We start from the raw sequence: 22,859 nt of genomic DNA, 5'->3' as shown, positions 1-22,859 counted from the left end.
AGCGGCGCTCATGAGCGGTATTTAAAAATGCCGTTCGCGCCCGGCAAACAGGTCGCGTAGATTGCCGCGGTGACGCCAGACGATCAGCAGTGTCAGCGCGCTCATCGGCAACAGCGCCTCCGGTTCCTGCCAGGCCAGCAACGGCAGGGTCAGTGGCGTGGCGATCAGCGCAGCGAGCGAGCTGGTGCGGGTCAGGTAAAACGTCAGCAACCAGGCGCATACTGCCAGCAGCGCGGCGGGGGGATACAGACCCAGCAGCATGCCGGCAGCGGTGGCGACGCCTTTGCCGCCACGGAAGCGAAAATACAGCGGGAACAGGTGACCGATTACGGCACACACGCCGATCCACGCCTGATCCTGAAGAGAAAGGCCCACAGCCGCTGCGATCAGCACCGGCACGAGGCCTTTGCACAGATCACCCAGCAAGGTCAGGATCGCCAGTTTGCGACCGACCAGGCGCAGCATGTTGGTGGCGCCGGCATTACCCGAGCCACTCATTCGCGGATCCGGATTTCCGGTCAGGCGGCTGAGCAAAATGGCAAAGGACAGCGAGCCGAGCAGGTAGGCGAGAGTCGCCAGTAACCAAAACATGCTAACTATTCCGGGCGAGGACGCCCTGATTCTAACGGCGCATTGCGCCCTTGTCGTGCAGCGGAGAAAAGTGCTTGGACAGAGTGTTTATCGAGGGCCTGGAAGTTGACACCGTGATCGGTGCCTACGACTGGGAGCGCGGCATCCGACAGTGCCTGCGCCTTGATCTGAGCTTCGCCTGGGACAATCGTCCGGCCGCCGCCGGTGACGATCTGACCCTGGCGCTCGACTACGCCAGTGTTTCCACGCGCATCCAGGCCTTTGCCGAGCAGGCGCAGTTTCAACTGGTCGAGACCTTCGCCGAGCGTCTGGTCGAAGTGCTGATGAGCGAGTTCAAGATTAATTGGGTTCGCTTGAAGCTGACCAAGCCTGGCGCTGTACCGGCTGCGAAGGGTGGCGTGGGTGTGGAGATCGAGCGCGGATGTCGCTGACTCAGGTCTATCTCGGGCTCGGTAGCAATATCGAGCGCGAAACCCATTTGCGCGCAGGCCTCGATGCATTGGCGAAGTTTCTTGTCGATATCCGCTGTTCGGCGGTGTTCGAGAGCGCGCCTGTGGGGATCAAGAGCGGGCCGTTCATCAACTTTGTGGTCTCGGCCTATACCGATCTGCCGTTGATGGAACTGGATCGCCGCTTGAAATTCATCGAGGCGGATAACGGCCGTTACGCGCCGGATCGCAAGGGTTTGCCGCTGGATATCGACGTGCTGCTGTATGGCGAGCTGGTCGGTAACTTTGACGGCCTGGTGCTGCCGCGTGCTGAAATTCTGAAGAATGCCTTTGTGCTGTGGCCGTTGTCGCTGATTGCGCCGGATCGCGTGCATCCGGGTGTGGGAAAAAGCTTCGCGACGTTGTGGGCAGAGGCGCAGATTGATCAGGTGCTGGCACCGGTCGGGTTTGAGTGGCGCGGCGAGCAGCTCACGCCTGAGAACCTTTAAAAGCAAAAGATCGCAGCCTGCGGCAGCTCCTACAGAAAAACGCGTATTTTCCATGTAGGAGCTGCCGCAGGCTGCGATCTTTTGATCTTGCTTCAAGCGTTGTCTTTGTAAGCCTTCAAGGCCTTGAGCCGCTCACGCTTCAGCGCTTCGCCCAACTCAGGCCCTTTGAATCCCTTCTCCAGCAACGGCTGCACCGCGACCTCCCGCGCAACCTTCGCCGCCCCGCGCAAATAATCCGCCTGTGGATAACTGCGCTGCTCCAGTCCTTTACGGCCCCGCGCATCCATCTCGCACGCGGCAATAAACTCTTCAAACCGCTGTGGCCGGCGATAAACATCGAAACTCTGCAACAGTTCCAGCAGCGTCGATGCCTTCAACTCCAGTGCCCGGTGCCCATGGGTGTGATACTTGCCCACCAGCAAGGCTAATTCCTGACAATCCTTCGGCGCCTTGAAGCGTTCGTTTACGGCTTTAATCAGCTTCAGTCCGGTATGCTCATGGGCGATATGCCGTGGCCATTCTTCTTCAGGCGTCAGGCCTTTGCCAAGGTCATGCAGCAGGCAGGCCCAGCGTACGGTCAGCGGTTGTTTGTGCAGCGCCGATTGCTCCAGCACGCTGAGAGTGTGCAGGCCAGTGTCGATTTCCGGATGATGGGCTTCCGGTTGCGGCACACCAAACAGCGCGTCGACTTCCGGCATCAGTACTTTCAGTGCGCCACAGTCGCGCAGTACCTGGATAAATACCTGCGGCTGATCTTCCATCAGCGCCCGGGAGATTTCCTTCCAGCTGCGTTCAGCGGTCAGCGCTTGCAGTTCGCCGGATTCGCTGAGTTGACGCATCAGTTCCATCGTCTCCGGCGCGACGGTAAATCCTAGCCCGGCATAGCGCGCGCCAAAGCGGGCAACACGCAGAACACGGAGGGGATCTTCAGCGAACGCCGGGGAAACGTGGCGCAGGATACGCTGTTCAAGATCGCGCTGGCCGTGGTACGGATCGGTGAGGTTTTTCTGATCGTCCTCGGCCATGGCATTGATGGTCAGGTCACGGCGGATCAGATCTTCTTCAAGCGTCACTTCCGGGCTTGCGTGAAAGGTGAAACCGCCGTAACCACGCCCGCTCTTGCGTTCGGTGCGGGCGAGGGCGTATTCCTCTCCGCTTTTCGGATGAAGAAATACCGGGAAATCTGCGCCGACCGGACGATAGCCTTTGGCGAGCATTTCCTCTGTGGATGCGCCGACGACGACCCAATCGATATCGGTGACCGGTTTGCCCAGCAAGCGATCACGAACCGCGCCGCCAACCTTGAAAATCTGCATAAAAAAACCTCCGTTAGCCCGACAGGATAACCCTTGCGTCAGACTTTCGGAGGCCAGAACCGTATCAAAGATGGATGACGGCGAGGTCGAGCCGACCGTAATCCCCTTCGCTGTGTTCACTGCGTGGCGGAACGTGATGGGTTTTCATGATCTGGTCGCCTTGCAGGGTTTCCAGATGAATGTCGAAGCCCCACAAGCGGTGCAGGTGTTTGAGCACTTCCTCAGTGGAATCACCGAGCGGTTTGCGGTCGTGCTGCTGGTGACGCAGGGTCAGCGAACGGTCACCACGCCGGTCGATGCTGTAGATCTGCACGTTCGGCTCACGATTGCCCAGGTTGTACTGCGCCGCCAGGGTTTCGCGGATGATCCGGTAACCGGGTTCGTCATGGATTGCCGGCACCAGCAAGTCGTCCTTCTGATCGTCATCCATGATGCTGAACAGCTTCAGGTCACGGATCACCTTGGGTGACAGGTACTGCAGGATGAAACTCTCATCCTTGAAGCTGCTCATGGCGAACTTGATGGTCGATAGCCAGTCGGTCCCGGCGATTTCCGGGAACCAGTGATAATCCTCCTCGGTAGGTTCTTCGCACATGCGCCGAATGTCGCGGTACATGGCAAAACCCAGCGCGTAGGGATTAATTCCGCTGTAGTAAGGGCTGTCGAAGCCAGGCTGGAACACCACGCTGGTGTGTGACGTCAGAAACTCCATCATGAATCCGTCGGTCACCAGGCCCTCGTCATACAGGTCGTTCATCAGCGTGTAGTGCCAGAACGTCGCCCAGCCTTCGTTCATGACCTGAGTCTGACGCTGTGGATAAAAATACTGGGCGATCTTGCGCACGATCCGTACGATCTCGCGCTGCCACGGCTCCAGCAGGGGGGCGTGTTTTTCGATGAAATAGAGGATGTTTTCCTGCGGCTCGGCCGGGAAACGTGCGTTGTCCTTGTCGCTGTATTTGTCCGCGCCTTTGGGAATGGTCCGCCACAGATCGTTGATCTGCTTCTGCAGGTGTTCCTCGCGATCTTTCTGCCGGCGCCGTTCTTCTTCGGCGGAAATCGGGTAGGGGCGTTTATAGCGGTCAACGCCGTAGTTCATCAGCGCATGGCAGGAATCGAGCAAGTCCTCCACCGCGTCGATGCCATGGCGCTCCTCGCACTGCATGATGTACTGCTTGGCGAACACCAGGTAATCGATGATCGAGCTGGCATCGGTCCAGGTGCGGAACAGGTAATTGCCCTTGAAAAAGCTGTTGTGGCCATAGCACGCGTGGGCAACCACCAACGCTTGCATGCAGATGGTGTTTTCTTCCATCAGATAAGCGATGCACGGATCCGAGTTGATGACGATTTCGTACGCCAGGCCCATCTGCCCGCGACTGTAGGATTTTTCAGTGCTGAGGAAGTGCTTGCCGTAGGACCAATGGTGGTAACCCAGCGGCATACCCACCGAGGCATAGGCGTCCATCATCTGCTCGGCGGTGATCACTTCGATCTGGTTGGGATAGGTGTCCAGCGCATAGCCGGCCGCGATACGGGCGATTTCGCGGTCGTAGGTCTGGATCAGCTCGAACGTCCATTCGGAGCCGGTGGAAATGGGTTGGCGCTTCTGCTCTTTGGCGGTCATGTCACTAACCTGCGCTGGAAGAGTTCACGGAAGACCGGATAGATATCCCCGGCCGAGACCAGTTGCTGCTGGGCAAAAGTGTCAGAGAAGGCGTCGGCGATGCGTTCGTATTCGTACCACAAGGCCTGATGTTCGCGCGGGGTGATCTCCACGTAAGTGTAGTACTGCACAAACGGCATGATCTGGTTGATCAGGATGTCGCGGCAGATCGGAGAGTCGTCGTTCCAGTTGTCACCGTCGGAAGCCTGCGCCGCGTAGATGTTCCACTCGTTGCTTGGATAACGCTCGGCCATGATCTCCTGCATCAGTTTCAATGCGCTGGAAACGATGGTGCCGCCGGTTTCCCGCGAATAGAAAAACTCCTCCTCGTCGACCTCCCGTGCGCTGGTGTGGTGGCGGATGAACACCACGTCGATCTTGTCGTAGTTCCGTTTCAGGAACAGGTACAACAGGATGAAAAAGCGTTTGGCAATGTCCTTGGTCGCCTGGGTCATGGAGCCGGACACGTCCATCAGGCAGAACATCACGGCTTTCGAGCTGGGGTTCGGTTGTTTGATCAGCAGGTTGTATTTCAGGTCGAAGGTGTCGAGGAATGGTACGCGATGAATACGCGCGCTGAGTTTCTCGATTTCTGCTTCGAGTTCCTGAATATCGCCGAAGTTGTCCGGCTCTTCGCGTTTCAGCCGTTCAAGTTCTTCTTTAGCCTCACGCAGTTTTGCCCGGCTGCTGCCGGACAGGGCGATGCGTCGTGCATGGGCCGAACGCAGAGTGCGGATGATGTTGATGCGCGAAGGATTGCCTTCGTTGCTGATCCCGGCACGTACGGTTTTAAAGGTGTCGGTGCCGCTCAGGTTGCGTTTGACCAGGTTGGGCAGTTCGAGGTCTTCGAACATGAATTCGAGGAATTCTTCCTGAGTGATCTGGAAGACGAACTCGTCCATGCCTTCGCCGGAATTACCGGCCTTGCCCGGGCCACGTCCGCCGCCACCGCCCGGTGGTCGGGCGATGTGCTCGCCGGCAGTGAACTCCTTGTTGCCGGGATGAACCACGGTCTGCTTGCCGCCGCGGCCGTGGTGAAGCACCGGCTCGTCGATGTCGCGACCGGGGATGCTGATCTGTTCGCCGTGCTCCATATCGGTAATGGAACGGCGGCTGACCGCCTCTTCGACAGCCTTCTTGATGTGGTCACGGTAACGCCGCAGGAAACGCTGGCGGTTCACCGTGCTCTTGTTCTTGCCATTGAGACGTCGGTCGATCACATAACTCATAGGAAGCCCTCCGGGCAGCTTCAAGTTGTGAGCCTCAAGCTGCAAGTAAAAGCAGTTTCCCGGGCATCCGTGGGTTACGCGCTTTGTTCTTGCAGCTCGTAGCTAGAAGCTTGCAGCTGCTTCACTGCGACTTCCGTACCCGCAGGTACCATTCGGAAAGAAGCCGTACCTGTTTGTCGGTGTAGCCGCGTTCGACCATTCGAGTGACGAAGTCGTTGTGCTTTTGCTGATCCTCTTTGCTGGCCTTGGCGTTGAAACTGATGACTGGCAGCAGATCCTCGGTGTTCGAGAACATTTTCTTCTCGATGACCACCCGCAGTTTTTCGTAGCTGAGCCAGGTCGGATTCTTGCCGTTGTTGTTGGCCCGTGCGCGCAGTACGAAGTTGACGATTTCGTTGCGGAAATCCTTCGGATTGCTGATGCCGGCCGGTTTCTCGATTTTCTCCAGTTCTTCGTTGAGGGCAACACGGTTGAGGATCTCGCCGGTTTCCGGATCGCGGTATTCCTGATCCTGAATCCAGAAGTCCGCGTACAGCACGTAACGGTCGAAGATGTTCTGGCCGTACTCGCTGTAAGACTCGAGATAAGCTGTCTGGATCTCCTTGCCAATGAATTCGATATAACGCGGCGCCAGGTATTCCTTCAGGTAGCGCAGATAGCGCTCGCGGGTCTCGGCCTGGAACTGTTCCTGTTCGATCTGCTGTTCCAGCACATAGAGCAGGTGCACCGGGTTGGCGGCGATTTCATGCGGATCGAAGTTGAAGACCTTGGAGAGGATCTTGAACGCGAAGCGCGTAGACAGACCGTTCATGCCCTCGTCGACACCCGCCGAATCGCGGTATTCCTGAATCGACTTGGCTTTCGGATCGGTGTCCTTGAGGTTTTCACCGTCGTAGACGCGCATCTTCGAATAGATGTTGGAGTTTTCCGGCTCCTTGAGGCGCGAAAGCACGGTGAACTGCGCAAGCATCTTCAAGGTATCTGGTGCGCAATGCGCCTTGGCCAGCGAACTGTTGAACAGCAGCTTGTCGTAGATCTTCACTTCGTCGCTGACGCGCAGGCAATACGGCACTTTGACGATGTAGATCCGGTCGATGAACGCTTCGTTGTTCTTGTTGTTACGGAAGGTGTGCCACTCCGATTCGTTGGAGTGGGCAAGCAGGATCCCGGTGAACGGAATCGCGCCAAGCCCTTCGGTACTGTTGTAGTTGCCTTCCTGGGTCGCGGTCAGCAAAGGGTGCAGCACCTTGATCGGTGCCTTGAACATTTCGACGAATTCCATCAGGCCCTGGTTGGCCCGGCACAGCGCGCCGGAATAGCTGTAGGCGTCGGCGTCGTTCTGTGGGTATTCCTCGAGTTTGCGGATGTCGACCTTACCGACCAGCGCCGAGATGTCCTGGTTGTTCTCGTCGCCCGGTTCGGTCTTGGCCACCGCGATCTGATTGAGGATCGATGGGTACAGTTTGACCACACGGAACTGGCTGATGTCGCCGCCGAATTCGGCTAGGCGCTTGGTCGCCCAAGGCGACATGATGGTGTTCAGGTAGCGCCGCGGGATACCAAAGTCTTCTTCGAGGATCGCGCCATCTTCGGTGGCGTTGAACAGGCCCAAAGGCGATTCGAATACCGGCGAACCCTTGATCGCGTAGAAGGGCACTTTTTCGATCAGCTGTTTCAGCTTCTCGGCCAGCGACGATTTACCGCCACCGACGGGGCCGAGCAGATAGAGGATCTGTTTCTTCTCTTCCAGGCCTTGGGCGGCGTGGCGGAAATACGAGACGATCTGGTCGATGCATTCTTCCATCCCGTGGAAGTCTTCGAAGGCCGGATAGCGACGGATCACCTTGTTGGAGAAGATGCGTGACAGCCTCGAGTTGGTCGAGGTGTCGAGCAGTTCCGGTTCGCCGATGGCCAGCAATAGACGCTCGGCGGCGGAAACGTAGGCGCTACGGTCTTTCTTGCACAGCTCCAGGTACTCTTGCAGCGAGAGTTCTTCCTGGCGTGTGGACTCGAAGCGTTGTTGGAAGTGGCTAAAGATACTCATGACGTCACCTCGCTCGATACGTGGAGCCGACGCCGGATCACTCAGTCGATGCTGGCAAACAACCGCTACGGCAGCTGTTTGTTTACCCCCCAGAACACTTTCACGATCGACAATCGCGAAAGTCACTCCCGATGACCCGTGCGCCGGTGTACCGGCTCTCCCCTGTTTTGGATGGCCTGGGCTTAAGGATAGTTGGGAATTCGGGAGGTAAAGGCGAGATACGTAATTATGTGTGGCAAGACCGTTCGTCTGCCCGCGCAGGCCCACGGGAGCCGGGGCCTGCGCGTTGCAAAAAAATTATTCGGCGGTGCCTTGGGCAGTTTCCGCAGGATAAGTCGTACGCCACAGCTCAAAGCCGCCGTCCATGCTGTAGACGTCGGAGAAGCCTTGGCTGATCAGGTAAGCCGCAGCACCCTGACTGGAATTGCCGTGGTAGCAGACAACCACGGTCGGTGCATCAAGGTCGGCGCCTTGGATGAAAGCGTGCAGGGAATGATTGTCCAGATGCTTCGAGCCGCTGATGTGCAGGGCGGCAAAAGTCGCCGGGTCGCGTACGTCGACGACGACAGCACCTTGTTCACGCAGGGCCTGGGCCTGTTCCGGGGGGATTCGTTTGAATTCGCTCATGGCGGGTTCCTGTTGCTCGGCTGAAAGCGCAGTCTAACGCGGTGCGCTGACTGGCGAAGTTTCGGGGATAAGTGGTGCGACAGTCTGGGCGAGGCCGCCGTGTTCGTCGCATTTGCATGACAGGCGTTCGCCGCTGTCGACGTTCATCAGGGTCAGGCTGCCGCCCCAGACGCAACCGGTGTCCAGCGCCGAGATACCCGGCTCATGGATGTTGCCTTCGAGTGCTGCCCAGTGACCGAAGATAATCCGCAAGCCGCGGGTCTTGCGCTCCTTGTGCTGGAACCAAGGTTTGAATCCGGGAGGGGCAGTGTCGAGGCCTTCTTTGCTCTTGAGGTCGAGTTTGCCTTCGGCGGTGCAAAAGCGCATGCGCGTGAAATAGTTGGTGATGACGCGCAAACGGGTCACGCCTTTGAGATCGTTGTCCCATTTCGCCGGATCGTTGCCGTACATGCCGTCGAGGTAGGCAGGGAACAGATTGTCGTCCCGCAGGACGGCTTCGACTTCGGCGGCGCACTTCAACGCGCGGCTCAGCGACCATTGCGGTGGAATGCCGGCATGCACCATGGCGACATCGCGTGTTTCGTCGTAATGCATCAGCTTTTGCTGGCGTACCCATTCCAGCAATTCGGCGCTGTCCGGCGCCTCGAGAATCTCGCGCAGGGTGTCGGACTTCTTCAGGCGCTCGATGTTTTTCGCCGCTGCCAGCAAATGCAGATCGTGATTACCCAGTACGCAGACCAGCGATTCGCGCATGCCGTACAGAAAACGCAGGGTTTCCAGCGATTGCGGGCCACGGTTGACCAGATCGCCGACCAGCCACAGGCGATCGAGCTTGGGGTCGAACGCCACTTGCTTGAGCAGGCACTTGAGCGGTTCGAGGCAGCCTTGCAGGTCGCCGACGGCATACGTTGCCATCAGTGCAGAGCTCCGGGTACGGCGAGACGGAACGGCTTGATGATGGCGTCGAAATGTTTGCCGTCGGTGGCGACCATTTCGTAAGTGCCCTGCATGGTGCCGACCTTGGTGGTCATCACCGTGCCGCTGCTGTAGGTATGGCTCTGGCCTGCGTCGATCAGAGGTTGCTGGCCGACGACACCGGCGCCGCGCACTTCTTCGACATGCCCGTCGCCATCGGTGATCACCCAATGTCGCGACATCAGGCGCGCAGGCTGCTCGCCATTGTTCTGCACGGTGATGGTGTAGGCGAAGGCGAAGCGGTCGTGCTCGGGTTGCGATTGGTCTGCCAGATAGCGGGTAACGACACTGACATCGACCTGGTAACGGGAATCGGACATGCAAAAGGCCTTAAACGAAGCGGAACGCGGGGCGTAGCTGATGGGGAATCAGTCTAGGCAAGTATCGGGCAGTAAACCAGAGTGGCGTCCTGCCCGATAGCGTTCATCGCTTGTCAGTCGGCGGCGGGGGAGGCCGGGACTTGTATGGCGAGCTGGTCGGCCAGGCGTACGAACGCGGCCAGGTCCAGTTGCTCCGGACGCAGGCTGCCATCGACACCGGCGGCTTCGATCTCGGCATTGCTGAGCAATTGCTTGAGTGTGTTGCGCAGGGTTTTGCGGCGCTGGTTGAAGGCTTCGCGGACGACGCGCTCCAGCAGTTTGTGATCCTTGGCCGGGTGCGGCAGCACCGCGTGCGGCACCAGTCGGACGATGGCCGAGTCGACTTTCGGCGGCGGGTTGAACGCGCCCGGACCGACGTTGAACAGGTGCTCTACGCGGCAGTGGTACTGAACCATGATCGACAGGCGACCCCAGTCACCGCCGCCAGGGCCTGCGGCCAGACGCTCGACCACTTCCTTCTGCAACATGAAATGCATGTCGCGAATGATGCCGGCGTTGTTCAACAGGTGAAAAATCAGCGGCGTCGAGATGTTGTACGGCAGGTTACCGACCACTCGCAGGCTGTTCGGCGCGGCATTGAGCGAGTTGAAGTCAAACTTCAGCGCGTCGCCCTGGTGCAGGTTGAAATTGCTCTTGCCGGCAAACTGCTGGTTGAGGATCGGGATCAGATCCTTGTCCAGTTCCACCACATCGAGTTGCGCGCCGGAGGACAACAGGCCGGCGGTCAGCGCGCCCTGGCCCGGGCCGATTTCCAGCAGGCGGTCGTCGGCTTTGGCGTGGATGGAGCGCAGGATGCGGTCGATGACGCCGGCATCGTGCAGGAAGTTCTGGCCAAAGCGTTTGCGCGCCTTGTGTTGATATAGCTCGGTCATAAACGGGTCTCGGCCATCTGGTAGGCGGTTTCCAGGGCGACTTGCAGGCTGCCGGTGTCGATCTTGCCGCTGCCGGCCAGATCCAGGGCGGTGCCGTGGTCGACCGAGGTGCGGATAATCGGCAGGCCCAGTGTCACGTTGACGGCAGCGCCGAAGCCTTTGTACTTGAGCACAGGCAAACCCTGGTCGTGGTACATCGCCAGCACTGCGTCGCAGTGCTCCAGATATTTGGGGGTAAACAGAGTGTCGGCAGGCAGCGGGCCACGAAGGTCCATGCCCTCGCCGCGCAGGCGCTCTAATGTGGGTTCGATGATGTCGATTTCTTCATGGCCCAGGTGGCCGCCTTCACCGGCGTGCGGGTTAAGCCCGCAAACCAGAATGCGTGGCCGGGCGATGCCGAATTTGTTTTGCAGGTCGCTGTGCAGGATCCGCGTGACCCGTTCCAGCCGCTGCGGCGTGATCGCATCGGCGATCTCGCGCAGGGGCAGGTGAGTGGTGACGAGTGCCACACGCAAGCCGCGTGTCGCCAGCATCATCACGACCTGGGCGGTATGGGTCAGGTCTGCGAGAAATTCAGTGTGTCCGGAGAATGCGATGCCCGACTCGTTGATCACGCCTTTGTGCACCGGCGCAGTGATCATCCCGGCGAAGTCGCCGTTGAGGCAGCCGTTGCCGGCACGGGTCAGGGTTTCGAGGACGAAAGCGGCGTTGGCCTTGTCCAGTTGCCCGGCCACCACCGGGGCGCTGAGCGGCGTATCCCAGACATACAGGCTGCCTGCGGGTGCCGGAGCGTCCGGCCAGTGACTTGGCGCGACATCCAGCAGATTGACGGCCAGCCCCAGCTGCGCGGCCCGCTCTTTGAGCAGGTCGCGGCTGGTGATGGCAATCAGGGGATGTGGCTGGGCTTGCGAGGCGAGCAGCAGGCACAGGTCGGGACCGATGCCGGCTGGTTCGCCGGGTGTCAGCGCGAAACGTTTGGGTTTCACTGCGCTGCCTGGTCTGCACCAGGGAGTTTGATCTCTACGTACGCTTCGTCACGGATCTGACGCAGCCAGGTTTGCAGCTCTTCGTCGTATTTGCGGTTACGCAGTACGGTCATCGCTTGCTGCTCACGGGCCTGTTCGGTGCTGTCAGTGGCACGACGGCCAAGGACTTCGAGAACGTGCCAGCCGTATTGGGTCTGGAATGGCTTGGACAGCTGACCTTGTGGAGTCTTGGCCATCACTTCGCGGAATTCCGGTACCAGTGCGTTCGGATCGATCCAGTTCAGATCGCCGCCGTTGAGGGCCGAACCCGGGTCTTCGGAGTAGCTCTTCGCCAGTTCGGCGAAATCTTCACCTGCCAGGATGCGGTCATACAAGGATTGAACCAGCGCCTTGGTCTTGGCTTCGTCGCGGATCGGGCTTGGCTTGACCAGAATGTGGCGCACATGCACTTCGTCGCGCATCTGCGCTTCGCCGCCACGCTTGGCCAGCAGCTTCAGGATGATGAAACCACCCGGAGTGCGTGCAGGCTGCGTGATGTCACCGACCGCCATGCTGCTCAGCTCGCGGTCGAACGGCGGTGGCAGTTGCGCGGCTTTACGCCAGCCCATGTCGCCGCCTTCCAGGGCGTTGTCGCTACCGGATTTGGCAACGGCCAGTTGACCGAAGTCAGCGCCTTGCTTGAGTTGCTGGTAAACGTCCATGGCCTGACGGGCAGCGCTCTGAATGGCTTCAGAGTTGGCGCTTTCCGGTGTCGGGATGAGGATGTTGGCCAGGTGCAGTTCTTCGGACAGTTGCATCTTGCCCAGGTCGGAGGCGAGAAAGTTTTTCACTTCCTGCTCGGAAACCTGGATGCGCTCTGCCACACGGCGTTGACGAACACGGCTGATGATCATCTCACGCTTGATCTGGTCACGGGCGTCGTCATAAGACAGACCATCGTGAGCCAGGGCGGCGCGGAATTGATCCACGGTCATATTGTTGCGCTGGGCAATCGTACCGACAGCCTGGTTCAGTTCTTCATCGGTGATGCGGATGCCGGAGCGTTCGCCGATCTGCAATTGCAGGTTTTCGACGATCAGGCGCTCAAGCACCTGCTGATCCAGTACGCCTGGAGGTGGCGAGCCACCCCCACGCTTGGCGATGGTCTGTTGAACTTCGTGAACACGCTGGTCCAGTTGGCTCTGCATGACCACGTCGTTGTCGACGATCGCTACCACTTTATCGATGGACTGTACGGCGGCGTTGGCCGCCGTACCCAGGAACAACGCGCCCAGCATCAGCGGGCGCAGACAATCAGAAAGCTTGGTCTTCACGTTGACGATAACCTTGGATGCCTTTGTCGAGGAAGCTCTCTACCTTGGCGCCGGTAAGGCCGCCGAGTCCCTTCAGAACAATTTGGAGGAAGACGCCGTGGTCGCCTTTTTCGTTTTGTGGGGCGTCCTGACTGTTTTCGTCATAGCTGACCCAGTAACGGTTAATCAGGCGCAGTTTCCAGCAGCAGTTGTCGTACTCGAAACCACCGAAGGCTTCCAGTGTACGGTTGCGGTTGTAGTCGTACTGCCAGCGGCTGATCGCGTTCCACTGTGGAACGATCGGCCAGATGACCGAGAAGTCATGCTGCTGGATCTTGTAGTAATCCTTCACGTAGCCAGGAGTGCCAGGGGTGCCGTAGTCACCGCCGCCCACCGACCACTTACCGGTGTTCTGGTCATAACGTACCTGGTCATTGCGATAGCGATAGCCAGCGTTGATGACCTTGTTCGGGTTGGCTTCAGGCTGGTAGTGGAACATCGCACTGCCTGAACGCGGGCTGCGGCTGTCCGGATCCCAGTTGTAATCGGCAGTGGTGCGCCAGTCGCGGTTCCAGCGGTATTCGTATTCCAGCGCGTACGGAGAAACATTGGAGTGCGCGTCTTCGCGGGTTTTAGCATCGATACCCGGCAACTGAACTTCGCGATCCTTGAAATACAGCGCCTGACCGACACTGATGCGTTGACGCTCGAAGCCGTCTTCTTCAATCCAGCGGTTGGTCACACCCAGCGACAGCTTGTTCTCGTCACCGACACGGTCGGAGCCAGAGAAGCGGTTGTCGCGGAACAGCGATGCATAGTTGAAGGTGTATTCGCCGGTGTCGAATACCGGGATGTCGCCTTGATCTTTCTCAGGCACATAGAGGTAGAACAGGCGAGGTTCCAGGGTCTGGCGATAGTTCTTGCCGAACCAAGTGGTATTGCGATCGAAGTAGAGACCACTGTCGATGCTGACGATCGGTACACCGCGATTCTCGTTGCTGTCGAATCGGCCGTTCAGCTTCTGTTGCTCAGGGCTCAAGGCTGCGATCTGCGACTTGCCGGTACCGTCCAGGTCAAGCTGGTACTGGGTGTACTGGTATTTGACCGATGGCTTCAGGAAGCCATAAGTCCAGTCCATCGGCAGGCTGATAGCTGGCTTCAGGTTGAGTCGGTCGCCAGTGGCCCGGGCCAGCCCGGTCACGTTGTTATCCAGCCGACGCTCGACAGAACCGTCTTCGTTGACGAAGTTGCCGTCTTTCAGATCACGGTCAAAGCGAACCAGCTCCGTCTCGTAATCGAAACGCAGTCCTTGCGGATTGTATGGCAGCTGACCATTGAAAGTGATCTGCGGCAGACGGTCATATGGCGTGATGTTCGAAACAGTCGCCAGTTGGTACGCCTGAGCATTCAAGCGAGCGGTATAGCTGTCGCCACGATAGCTGACGGAGCCTTGCTGGTTCACGTAGTCTTCGCTTTTTACACCGATCTGATCGGTCTGTAGATCCTGGAAGTAATACGGATCGCTGATCTTGGTGTAGTCCACCTGAGTGAATACACGCGAGTCGAGACCGCCCTTGTGCTGCCAGTTGTACATGTAGCGATTTTTTTCGTAATCGGTCTGCTTGCTGCGATCGGTATCTTCGTCGTTCAGATACGCCGCACCGAACTGACCTTCGCTGGACTTGGTCAGGTAACGGAACTCACCCTCCACCAACATGCCATGCTTGGCCATGTAGCGCGGGTACAACGTGGCATCGTAGTTCGGCGCCAGGTTGAAGTAGTACGGGGTGACCAGCATGAAGCCGGTATCGCTGCCGGTGCCGATGGTCGGCGGCAGGAAGCCCGATTGACGACGGTCATCGATCGGGAAGTAGATGTACGGCGTGTACAGGATCGGGATGTCTTTGACGCGCAGCGTCACGTTGGTCGCGGTACCGAAACCGGTCGCCGGGTTCAAGGTGATGTTGTTGCCCTTGAGTTGCCACGCGTTGCTGTTCGGTTCGCACGTGGTGTACGTGCCGTCCTTCAAGCGGATGATCGCGTTTTCCGCACGCTTGGCGTACAGCGCGTTACCGCGGATGCGCGATTTGTGCATCACGTATTCGGCGTTGTCGACCTTGGCTTCACCGGTGTCGAGCTGTACATCGGCGTGGTCGCCGACGATCAGTGCGCCATTGTCACGGATGCGCACGTCGCCACTGAGTTCGGCGCGGCTCTCGGCCTGGTACAGGCTCGCCTCGTCGGATTCGACCTGCATGCTGCCCTGACGCAGGACAACATCACCGGCCAGCGTACCGACTTGATCATCGGTGTTATAGCGCGAGGCTTTTGCGCCGATAAAGGTCGGAGCATCGCTTTTGTTCGTCTTGTCATTCATGCCAGGACGAGTCGGCTCGATGTAGGCACCCGAGCAATAAGGACCGGTCTCGGCCAGTTGGGCGGCGGTGAGCTTCTCGCGCGGAACCCAGTCGAGGTGACTGAAGTCTTCGCTACGGGATTTCAGGCCACGGCCCTTGGCTTCGGTGACCAGTGCCGTTTTAGGGCCTGTGTCGGCAACCGAACCGTTCTCGCTCGCCGCTTCGCCGGTGGCACTGACGGCACTGCCGTCATGCACTGGTCGTGGCGGCAAAGCTGCAGCGGTTGATTTGGGCGCACAGGCCCAACCACCCGAAGCCGAGACGGAGCAGTCATACTGCTCGGCGGCGACAACGAATTGACTGGCCAGAGGTTGCATAGCCAGCAGACTGCCGGTTACCAACAACGGAAATTTTTTACGAAACGCGGGGGATTTCAATGCCATCTTATTAGTCCGGGCTTCCTGCGTGCCATCTGCCCGCGGTGTGGGCCGCACGCCTCTCGATGGTCTGAAAAAGATGCTGGATAATAAAGCATGACCCGCTTGACGGCTAGCGCCGTCGGAGACCCTTGCAATGCCTGATCAAGATGTACGCTTGCAACACCTGAAAGTTTGGCTCGATGAGCAGTTGGCAATCCTTTTTGCAGATCAGGGTTGGGGCGCCGTGCCCCCGGCCACGTTGACTGCGGCCAGTAGCGACGCGAGTTTCCGCCGTTACTTCCGCTGGGAAGGTGCCGGTCGCAGCTTCGTCGTGATGGACGCGCCGCCACCGCAGGAAAACTGCAAACCGTTCGTGGATATCGCTTTTTTGCTGGCGAAATCCGGAATAAACGTGCCGAAAATTTATGCCGAAGACCTCGAGCGTGGATTTCTTTTGCTCAATGACCTGGGCAACAAGACCTATCTCGACGTGATCGATGACGAAAATGCCGACAAATTGTTCAGCGATGCCCTGCAAGCGCTGCTGGCTTTTCAGCAGTTGCCGATGGTTGCACCGTTGCCGAGTTACGACGTGGCGTTGCTGCGCCGTGAGCTGGAACTGTTCCCGGAGTGGTACGTGAAGCGTGAACTCGGTATCGAGTTCGATGCGACCCAGCAGCAACAATGGCAGCGCATCAGTGATCTGTTGATCGACAGCGCCCTGGCGCAGCCCAAAGTGCTGGTTCACCGCGACTACATGCCGCGCAACCTGATGATCAGCGAACCGAACCCTGGCGTGCTGGATTTTCAGGACGCGGTCTATGGCCCGGTGACGTACGACGTGACCTGCCTGTTCAAGGACGCTTTCCTGAGTTGGCCTGAAGAGCGCGTGCGCGGCTGGCTGGAAAGCTACTGGCAACAGGCTTCGGCGCTGAATATTCCAGTCCAGCCGGACTTCGAAGATTTCCTGCGCGCCAGCGACCTGATGGGCGTCCAGCGCCATCTGAAAGTCATCGGCATCTTCGCCCGCATCTGCCATCGCGACGGCAAACCACGTTATCTGGCCGACGTGCCGCGCTTCTTCTCTTATATAGAAGCAGTGATCGCCCGTCGCCCGGAACTGGCGGAGCTGCAAACGCTGTTCACCAGCCTGCGAGGCGGAGCGACGGCATGAAGGCAATGATTCTGGCGGCAGGCAAAGGCGAGCGCATGCGCCCGCTGACCCTGACCACACCGAAACCGCTGGTGCGTGCCGGCGGTGTTCCCCTGATCGAATATCACCTGCGCGCGCTGGCAGCGGCAGGTTTCAGCGAAATCGTCATCAACCATGCCTGGCTCGGTCAGCAGATCGAGGATTACCTCGGTGACGGTGCGCAGTTTGGCGTGAGCATCGAGTACTCGCCGGAAGGCGAGCCGCTGGAAACCGGTGGCGGGATTTTCCGTGCACTGCCATTGCTCGGCGACGACGCGTTCCTGGTGGTCAATGGCGATATCTGGACCGATTACGACTTCAGCGTGCTGCATCAGCCGATCAACGGGCTGGCGCATCTGGTCCTGGCCGACAATCCGCCGCATCACCCGGCGGGCGATTTCATGCTCGTCGACGGCAAAGTGCGCGACGGTCAGGCAGATCTGCCGACCCTGACCTACAGCGGCATCGCCGTGCTGCATCCGCAATTGTTCGACGGCTGCGCGGACGGCGCCTTCAAACTGGCGCCGCTGTTGCGCATAGCCATGGCCGCCGGACAGATCACTGGCGAGCGTCTGAAAGGTCATTGGGTGGATGTCGGTACGCATGAGCGGCTGGCGGAAGCTGAACACCTGATAGAAGCGAGTCGCTGATATGTTGTGGCCAGGGACTCTGATTGGAGCCGGAGCAGGTTTTGCTATCGCGAGCATTCCGGGGGCCATGCTTGGTGCATTGCTGGGGCAGGCGCTGGATCGGCGCCTGCACCTGCAGAGCTGGGGACAATTGCGTGAAAAGCTTGGCGGTCGGCCAATGCTGCGCAACGACGAATTGCTTTTTGTGTTGCTCGGGCGGCTGGCCAAGAGTGACGGGCGGGTTACTGACGGCCATATCCATCAGGCGCGCAACGAGATGCGCGCGCTGGAGATGGGAGAGCCTGCGCAGCGGCGGGCCATCGCCGCGTTCAATCGCGGCAAGTCCGGCAGCGATAGTCTGCGCGGTTACCTGCGCCGTCTGAGTGCGCAGCCGCATGCCGCCGAAGGGGTGTTGCGCGCGTGTTGGCGAATGGTCTGGGCTGACGGTCGCGCAGGCGTGAGTGAGCGTGAATTACTCGCGCAGTGGGGCAAATGGCTGGGCTGGACGACGCATCAGGTGCAGGCGCTGGCCAGTGACTACGAACCCGGCAAACGGCCGATCGTCAGTGCGGCGGTGAGTTATCAGGAGGCGATGAAACTGCTTGGCGTGTCAGCGACCAGTGAGCCGGCGCAGATCAAACGCGCTTATCGGCGTTTGCTCAGTCGTCATCATCCGGACAAGATCGCCGGCAGCGGGGCGACGCCGGCGCAGGTGCGTGACGCGACCGAACGTACTCGGGAGCTGCACAACGCCTACACGTTGATTCGTGAACGGCGGGATTTTCGCTAGTCGTTAGATGTGTGTTGCGGGTTAGGGCCTCTTCGCGAGCAAGCCCGCTCCCACATTGGATCGGATTCCTTCAGTTGGAATGAAATCAAATGTGGGAGCGGGCTTGCTCGCGAATGGGGCAACTCGGTCTATCGATCAATCGGTGTTCTGCGGACTCAACCAGCCGCGCACCCGGCGGAACAACTGTTCCTGTTCGGCTTTGTTATCCGGCAACGCCTTCAACGCCACCTGGCTGAACGCTGACGTCTTCAAGCGTTTGCTCGCCTGCATACGTTCCAGCGCTGCGTTGCGATCCAGCGGTTTGTCCATGTAGAAAATGTCTGCGGTCGGCAACTTCAGTGTCGGTGTCAGCTCCGCCAGTTGCGGCTTGGCCTTGGCCGGCATCTGCGCGTCGACCATGACCAACTTCTCCACCTGCGCGGTTTGCTTCTCGCTCAGATAACGCGCCGCCCAATAGGCCCCCGTGCCATGGCCGAGTACGACAATGCGTCGCGCACTCTGCTGTTCGGCATAGCCAATCGCGGCATCAATGCGCGCGAAGATGCGTTCGGCGTCGGCTTTGGCTTGTTCTTCGGTGGTTTCGGCAACGACCTGATCGGCGACTTCGGCTTCCCCTCCGGCGGCTTGTTCGATCGGTTGTGCGGTGGTCGAATCCTTGCTGCCGGTTTCTGCTGCTTTCGGTGCGGCGGCGGGCTCGATTACACGCGGTGCGATGGCATCGCTTTGCAGATCGGGCAGGGTGATACTCAGGCTGCTCCACTCGACATCCGGCAGTTTGCGCCGCAACGGACCGATTGCCTGCGGCCAGTCAGCCGTCTCGCCGGCGCCGGGGATGATAATCACCGCTCCTTTGGGTTCGGCGGTGTTGGCCGGTTTCCACAGGGCCAGAAAGGTGTCGCTGCCAGCCTGCAATTGCTGTTGTTCCTGCGCCGGCACCTTACGTTCCAGTGCGGCGGCCTCTTCCTGACTACGCTCAAGCAGTGGCTGGCGTTCGGCCGGTTTTTCTTCGGCAGGTTTTTCTGCCGTGGCGGCGGGCGCCGGGTCGGCGGCTTCAACGGAAAACGCACAAGGCAGGATCAGCGACAGGCACAATGCTGGCATTGCCAGGCGATAAACAGAGGGCATCGGTTATTCCAGGCCAGAAAGTATCCCGGCAGCCTAATGGGTTGGTCAGAATTTGTCAGTGTATGAGACTTCAATGAAGCGATTTTGCTGCCTGTGGGTTATCGGCTGTTTGTGGTTTCCCTTGATGGGCTGGGCGGCGCCTGCGCCACCGGCACACCTCGCGCAATTGTCATCGAGTCAGCAGCAATGGTTGGCGCAGCATGCTGAATTGCGCGTCGGCCTGGTGCTGCAAGCGCCCTATGCGCAATATGACCGGCGCTCGCAACGCCTGTCCGGGGCCAACGTTGAGGTGATGAAGTTGCTGGCCAAAGCGCTCAATGTCGAACTGAGTTGGCGCAATTTTCAAGACCTCGCGCAACTGGAAGCGGCCCTGCGCGCGGGTGAAATCGATATCGCCCCCGGCCTGACACAGACACCGAGCGCGTTGCGCCTGTGGCAGTTTTCCGATCCGTACATGCGCGTGCCGCAGTTGATCGTCAGCGATCAAAAGGCCAGCGGCGCCATCGATCTGGAAAAGCTCGACAGCCAGACCCGCGTTGCCGTGCGCATGCCGAGCACGACGGCAGACTATCTGCGCGGCAACTATCCACATCTGAACCTGCAAGGCGTGCCGCTGGACCGTCAGGCGTTGCAGTTGCTGTTGAGTCAGCAGGCGTCTTATGCGGTGATCGATGAAGCGCAGCTCGGACGTTTGTCGGTAGAGTCCGAGTTCGCCGAACTGCTGGTGGTCGGCGATATCGGTTTGCCGCAATTGCTGCGCATCGCCACGCGCCGCGACTGGCCCGAGCTTGCCGGCATCGTGCAGAGCGCCTTGCGTGCGATTCCGGGGAAAGACCTGGAGCGCCTGCACAATCAATGGCTGCAACCGAAATATCCGCGACTGTCCGAGTCACCGGGGTTTTGGCAGAACCTCAGTCTGTTGTTCGCAGTGATGTTGCTCAGTTGCGTGGCGATCGTGTTCTGGCAGCGGCGTCAGCAGCACAGTCTCGAACAGCGTCTGCTCGCCGCCCGCGAAGACATCGCCCTGCGCGCGGCAAGTGAGGAAGCCCTGCGGCTGACGCAATTTTCCATCGATCAAAGTACCGTCGGCATTCTCTGGGTCAATTGGGACAGCCACGTGCGTTACGCCAATCGCGCGGCGGAAATCATGCTCGGTTATCCCTCGGGCGGGCTGATCGAGCGACCTTTGATCGACTTCGAGCCAGGCCTGCACATGGATCGCTGGCTCAATCTGTGGAAGCGCGCGCGGGCCAGCGAAGAAGGGCCGCTGAGTTTCGAAACCAATTGCGTGCGCGCCGATGGCAGTGTCTTGCCGGCGGATGTGTCGCTGAGTTTTCTGCGCTTTCGCGACAGTGAGTATCTGGTGGTTTATCTCAACGACGTCACCGAGCGTCGCCGTGCATTGGCCGCGTTGCAGGAAAGTGAGGCGCGCCTGCAAGGCATCGCCGCCAACGTGCCGGGCCTGGTGTTCCGTCTGGAGCGGGCGCCGGTGACCGGGCAGATCGACTTTGCCTATATCAGCGAGGGCAGTGAAAGCCTGGTCGGCTACGCGCCGGCCGTGATTGCCCACCGTGACATGGGCCTGCGCAGTCTGGTGCACCCGGACGACAAGGCCAGTTATCACCGCACCCAGGATCAGGCGCTGGACACCGACAGTGACTGGTCGTGGCAGGGCCGGATCGTCACGCGTCAGGGTGAACAACGCTGGGCCGAGATCAAGGCGATCACCCGCCAGCTGGAGGATGGCGCTTACGTGTGGGATGGCATCGTCTGGGACATCACCGAGAGCAAGCGCATCGAGCTGGAACTGGCCGACTCTCGCGAACAACTGCGCGAACTGTCGGCGCACCTTGAGAGCGTGCGCGAAGAGGAAAAGGCGCGGATCGCCCGCGAAGTGCACGATGAACTGGGGCAGATGCTCACCGTGCTGAAACTGGAGACGTCGATGTGCGAATTGGCCTACGCGCAACTCGACCCAGGCCTGAATGAACGGCTGAACAGCATGAAGCGCCTGATCGCCCAGTTGTTTCAGTTGGTGCGGGATGTGGCGACGGCGTTGCGTCCGCCGATTCTCGATGCCGGGATTGCTTCGGCGATCGAGTGGCAGGCACGACGGTTCGAGGCGCGTACGCAGATTCCGTGTCTGGTGCAGGTGCCGGACAACCTGCCGCCGCTCAGCGATGCCAAGGCGATCGGGCTGTTCCGGATATTGCAGGAAGCGCTGACCAACGTGATGCGCCATGCTCAGGCGCATACTGTGGAACTGACATTGGAGCTTGCGGGCGACGAATTGTGTCTGACGGTCAGTGATGATGGCGTAGGATTTGTCGCCGCTACGGGTAGGCCGACCTCGTTTGGCCTGGTCGGCATGCGTGAACGGGTGTTGATCATGGGTGGGCGGTTGGTGCTGGAGAGTGAACCGGGGGAGGGCACCAGTCTGGTGGTGCGCGTGCCGGTGAGTGAGGCCTGATAGTTTGTGGTGTGAATGCTGACGCCTTCGCGAGCAAGCCCGCTCCCACATGTTGGAATGCATTCTCCTGTGGGAGCGGGCTTGCTCGCGAATGATCTTGGCTCGGAAGTAACGAGGAGAAAAAAGTGATCCGTGTATTGGTAGCCGAAGACCACACCATCGTCCGCGAAGGCATTAAACAGTTGATCGGCCTGGCCAAGGATCTGCAAGTGGTGGGCGAGGCGAGCAACGGCGAGCAACTGCTGGAGACGCTGCGCCATGTTCCGTGCGAAGTGGTGCTGCTCGATATCTCCATGCCCGGCGTCAACGGCCTCGAAGCGATCCCACGGATTCGCGCACTGAACAATCCGCCGGCGATTCTGGTGCTGTCGATGCACGATGAAGCGCAGATGGCCGCCCGCGCGCTGAAGGTCGGTGCGGCCGGGTATGCGACCAAGGACAGCGATCCGGCGCTGTTGCTCACGGCAATCCGTAAAGTCGCGGCGGGTGGGCGATATATCGATCCGGATCTGGCCGATCGCATGGTCTTCGAAGTCGGCCTGACCGATGCCCGGCCGCTGCATTCGCTATTGTCCGAGCGCGAATTCTCGGTGTTCGAGCGCCTGGCCCAGGGCGCCAACGTCAACGACATCGCCCAGCAACTGGCCCTGAGCAGCAAAACCATCAGTACCCACAAGGCGCGGCTGATGCAGAAGCTCAACATCACCTCGCTGGCCGAACTGGTCAAATACGCGATGGAACACAAACTCCTCTGAAGATCACCGCAATTAAAACTGTGGGAGCGGGCTTGCTCGCGAAAGCGGTGTACCAGTCGCCGAATGAGTTGAATGACCCACCGCATTCGCGAGCAAGCCCGCTCCCACAAGGGATGTGCTTTGAGGCTGGCATCTTGGGCGTATCTGTTAGCGACAAGCGCTTCTGCCCTTGCTTGCGGCTTGCGGCTTGAAACTTGCCGCTGGCTT

At 59.5% G+C, this 22,859-nt stretch carries 20 protein-coding genes; 7 read left to right on the top strand and 13 right to left on the bottom strand.

Features of this window, described 5'->3' with window-relative positions:
• Positions 1–21: 21 nt before the first annotated feature.
• Positions 22–591, bottom strand: coding sequence for a glycerol-3-phosphate 1-O-acyltransferase PlsY (gene plsY / locus C2E19_RS26975; RefSeq protein ID WP_129395768.1), 570 nt, complete (start codon positions 589–591; stop codon positions 22–24).
• Positions 592–665: 74 nt separating this feature from the next.
• On the opposite strand from plsY, the gene folB reads away from it, so the two are divergent.
• Both folB and folK read left to right on the top strand, forming a co-directional pair.
• Positions 666–1,022: a dihydroneopterin aldolase gene (folB, locus tag C2E19_RS26970; protein WP_129395767.1), complete on the top strand. Its 357-nt coding sequence runs from the start codon at positions 666–668 to the stop codon at positions 1,020–1,022.
• Positions 1,013–1,528, top strand: a complete 516-nt coding sequence (gene folK / locus C2E19_RS26965) for a 2-amino-4-hydroxy-6-hydroxymethyldihydropteridine diphosphokinase (protein WP_129395766.1) — start codon at positions 1,013–1,015, stop codon at positions 1,526–1,528. Before folB ends, folK begins: the two co-directional genes overlap by 10 nt.
• A gap of 92 nt (positions 1,529–1,620) precedes the next feature.
• Here folK and C2E19_RS26960 read toward each other — a convergent pair whose 3' ends face one another.
• From C2E19_RS26960 to C2E19_RS26910, 11 genes are all read right to left on the bottom strand, one after another.
• Positions 1,621–2,844, bottom strand: a complete 1,224-nt coding sequence (locus C2E19_RS26960) for a multifunctional CCA addition/repair protein (RefSeq protein WP_129395765.1) — start codon at positions 2,842–2,844, stop codon at positions 1,621–1,623.
• Between the two features lie 64 nt (positions 2,845–2,908).
• Positions 2,909–4,471, bottom strand: a complete 1,563-nt coding sequence (locus C2E19_RS26955; protein ID WP_129395764.1) for a SpoVR family protein — start codon at positions 4,469–4,471, stop codon at positions 2,909–2,911.
• On the bottom strand, positions 4,468–5,739 hold the full coding sequence (locus tag C2E19_RS26950; RefSeq protein WP_008085192.1) for a YeaH/YhbH family protein: 1,272 nt from the start codon (positions 5,737–5,739) through the stop codon (positions 4,468–4,470). Before C2E19_RS26950 ends, C2E19_RS26955 begins: the two co-directional genes overlap by 4 nt.
• A 121-nt stretch (positions 5,740–5,860) precedes the next feature.
• Positions 5,861–7,783: a PrkA family serine protein kinase gene (locus tag C2E19_RS26945; RefSeq protein ID WP_007910115.1), complete on the bottom strand. Its 1,923-nt coding sequence runs from the start codon at positions 7,781–7,783 to the stop codon at positions 5,861–5,863.
• Positions 7,784–8,080: 297 nt separating this feature from the next.
• Positions 8,081–8,410 (bottom strand): thiosulfate sulfurtransferase GlpE, encoded by a 330-nt coding sequence (gene glpE, locus C2E19_RS26940; RefSeq protein ID WP_016983139.1) that lies wholly within the window; start codon positions 8,408–8,410, stop codon positions 8,081–8,083.
• Between the two features lie 33 nt (positions 8,411–8,443).
• A complete protein-coding gene (locus C2E19_RS26935) occupies positions 8,444–9,325 on the bottom strand; it encodes a symmetrical bis(5'-nucleosyl)-tetraphosphatase (RefSeq protein WP_129395763.1) in 882 nt (293 codons plus the stop codon).
• Positions 9,325–9,705 carry a Co2+/Mg2+ efflux protein ApaG gene (gene apaG / locus C2E19_RS26930; protein ID WP_095122614.1) on the bottom strand — a complete coding sequence of 127 codons (381 nt, stop codon included), beginning with the start codon at positions 9,703–9,705 and terminating at the stop codon, positions 9,325–9,327. Before apaG ends, C2E19_RS26935 begins: the two co-directional genes overlap by 1 nt.
• A 113-nt stretch (positions 9,706–9,818) precedes the next feature.
• Positions 9,819–10,637, bottom strand: a complete 819-nt coding sequence (rsmA, locus tag C2E19_RS26925) for a 16S rRNA (adenine(1518)-N(6)/adenine(1519)-N(6))-dimethyltransferase RsmA (protein ID WP_129395762.1) — start codon at positions 10,635–10,637, stop codon at positions 9,819–9,821.
• Entirely contained in the window at positions 10,634–11,623 is a 990-nt protein-coding gene (gene pdxA / locus C2E19_RS26920) for a 4-hydroxythreonine-4-phosphate dehydrogenase PdxA (protein WP_129395761.1), read from the bottom strand. Before pdxA ends, rsmA begins: the two co-directional genes overlap by 4 nt.
• Positions 11,620–12,936 carry a peptidylprolyl isomerase SurA gene (surA, locus tag C2E19_RS26915; RefSeq protein ID WP_164979457.1) on the bottom strand — a complete coding sequence of 439 codons (1,317 nt, stop codon included), beginning with the start codon at positions 12,934–12,936 and terminating at the stop codon, positions 11,620–11,622. Before surA ends, pdxA begins: the two co-directional genes overlap by 4 nt.
• A complete protein-coding gene (locus C2E19_RS26910) occupies positions 12,917–15,715 on the bottom strand; it encodes an LPS-assembly protein LptD (RefSeq protein WP_129395760.1) in 2,799 nt (932 codons plus the stop codon). Before C2E19_RS26910 ends, surA begins: the two co-directional genes overlap by 20 nt.
• Before the next feature lie 130 nt (positions 15,716–15,845).
• Here C2E19_RS26910 and C2E19_RS26905 point away from each other — a divergent pair, with 130 nt between their 5' ends.
• Genes C2E19_RS26905 through C2E19_RS26895 form a run of 3 tightly spaced genes read left to right on the top strand, consistent with a single transcriptional unit; the run spans position 15,846 to position 18,302 of the window.
• Positions 15,846–16,865 (top strand): aminoglycoside phosphotransferase family protein, encoded by a 1,020-nt coding sequence (locus C2E19_RS26905; RefSeq protein WP_129395759.1) that lies wholly within the window; start codon positions 15,846–15,848, stop codon positions 16,863–16,865.
• A complete protein-coding gene (murU, locus tag C2E19_RS26900) occupies positions 16,862–17,533 on the top strand; it encodes an N-acetylmuramate alpha-1-phosphate uridylyltransferase MurU (protein WP_129395758.1) in 672 nt (223 codons plus the stop codon). The genes C2E19_RS26905 and murU overlap by 4 nt, the downstream gene beginning before the upstream one ends.
• 1 nt (position 17,534) lies before the next feature.
• A complete protein-coding gene (locus tag C2E19_RS26895) occupies positions 17,535–18,302 on the top strand; it encodes a TerB family tellurite resistance protein (protein ID WP_129395757.1) in 768 nt (255 codons plus the stop codon).
• 135 nt (positions 18,303–18,437) lie between these two features.
• On the opposite strand, the gene C2E19_RS26890 is transcribed toward C2E19_RS26895, so the two are convergent.
• Positions 18,438–19,427, bottom strand: coding sequence for an alpha/beta hydrolase family protein (locus C2E19_RS26890; RefSeq protein ID WP_129395756.1), 990 nt, complete (start codon positions 19,425–19,427; stop codon positions 18,438–18,440).
• 73 nt (positions 19,428–19,500) lie between these two features.
• On the opposite strand from C2E19_RS26890, the gene C2E19_RS26885 reads away from it, so the two are divergent.
• Both C2E19_RS26885 and C2E19_RS26880 read left to right on the top strand, forming a co-directional pair.
• The gene (locus C2E19_RS26885) at positions 19,501–21,897 is read left to right on the top strand and encodes a PAS domain S-box protein (protein WP_129395755.1); all 2,397 of its coding nucleotides are present in this window, start codon (positions 19,501–19,503) and stop codon (positions 21,895–21,897) included.
• 125 nt (positions 21,898–22,022) lie between these two features.
• Complete coding sequence (locus C2E19_RS26880) at positions 22,023–22,652, top strand: response regulator transcription factor (RefSeq protein WP_008085218.1); 630 nt, start codon at positions 22,023–22,025, stop codon at positions 22,650–22,652.
• The last annotated feature ends 207 nt before the right edge of the window (positions 22,653–22,859 follow it).

It is taken from the genome of Pseudomonas sp. DTU12.3, from assembly GCF_004124275.1.
GTDB classification, from domain to species: Bacteria; Pseudomonadota; Gammaproteobacteria; order Pseudomonadales; family Pseudomonadaceae; genus Aquipseudomonas; species Aquipseudomonas helmanticensis.
This window is presented reverse-complemented; position numbering and strand designations above follow the sequence as displayed.

What these genes read in the sequence shown, in the direction of transcription:
- plsY (WP_129395768.1), bottom strand. Translation starts at nt 591, where the DNA reads ATGTTTTGGTTACTGGCGACTCTCGCCTACCTGCTCGGCTCGCTGTCC.
- folK (WP_129395766.1), top strand. Translation starts at nt 1,013, where the DNA reads ATGTCGCTGACTCAGGTCTATCTCGGGCTCGGTAGCAATATCGAGCGC.
- C2E19_RS26960 (WP_129395765.1), bottom strand. Translation starts at nt 2,844, where the DNA reads ATGCAGATTTTCAAGGTTGGCGGCGCGGTTCGTGATCGCTTGCTGGGC.
- C2E19_RS26955 (WP_129395764.1), bottom strand. Translation starts at nt 4,471, where the DNA reads ATGACCGCCAAAGAGCAGAAGCGCCAACCCATTTCCACCGGCTCCGAA.
- C2E19_RS26950 (WP_008085192.1), bottom strand. Translation starts at nt 5,739, where the DNA reads ATGAGTTATGTGATCGACCGACGTCTCAATGGCAAGAACAAGAGCACG.
- C2E19_RS26945 (WP_007910115.1), bottom strand. Translation starts at nt 7,783, where the DNA reads ATGAGTATCTTTAGCCACTTCCAACAACGCTTCGAGTCCACACGCCAG.
- glpE (WP_016983139.1), bottom strand. Translation starts at nt 8,410, where the DNA reads ATGAGCGAATTCAAACGAATCCCCCCGGAACAGGCCCAGGCCCTGCGT.
- C2E19_RS26935 (WP_129395763.1), bottom strand. Translation starts at nt 9,325, where the DNA reads ATGGCAACGTATGCCGTCGGCGACCTGCAAGGCTGCCTCGAACCGCTC.
- apaG (WP_095122614.1), bottom strand. Translation starts at nt 9,705, where the DNA reads ATGTCCGATTCCCGTTACCAGGTCGATGTCAGTGTCGTTACCCGCTAT.
- rsmA (WP_129395762.1), bottom strand. Translation starts at nt 10,637, where the DNA reads ATGACCGAGCTATATCAACACAAGGCGCGCAAACGCTTTGGCCAGAAC.
- C2E19_RS26910 (WP_129395760.1), bottom strand. Translation starts at nt 15,715, where the DNA reads ATGGCATTGAAATCCCCCGCGTTTCGTAAAAAATTTCCGTTGTTGGTA.
- C2E19_RS26905 (WP_129395759.1), top strand. Translation starts at nt 15,846, where the DNA reads ATGCCTGATCAAGATGTACGCTTGCAACACCTGAAAGTTTGGCTCGAT.
- murU (WP_129395758.1), top strand. Translation starts at nt 16,862, where the DNA reads ATGAAGGCAATGATTCTGGCGGCAGGCAAAGGCGAGCGCATGCGCCCG.
- C2E19_RS26895 (WP_129395757.1), top strand. Translation starts at nt 17,535, where the DNA reads ATGTTGTGGCCAGGGACTCTGATTGGAGCCGGAGCAGGTTTTGCTATC.
- C2E19_RS26890 (WP_129395756.1), bottom strand. Translation starts at nt 19,427, where the DNA reads ATGCCCTCTGTTTATCGCCTGGCAATGCCAGCATTGTGCCTGTCGCTG.
- C2E19_RS26885 (WP_129395755.1), top strand. Translation starts at nt 19,501, where the DNA reads ATGAAGCGATTTTGCTGCCTGTGGGTTATCGGCTGTTTGTGGTTTCCC.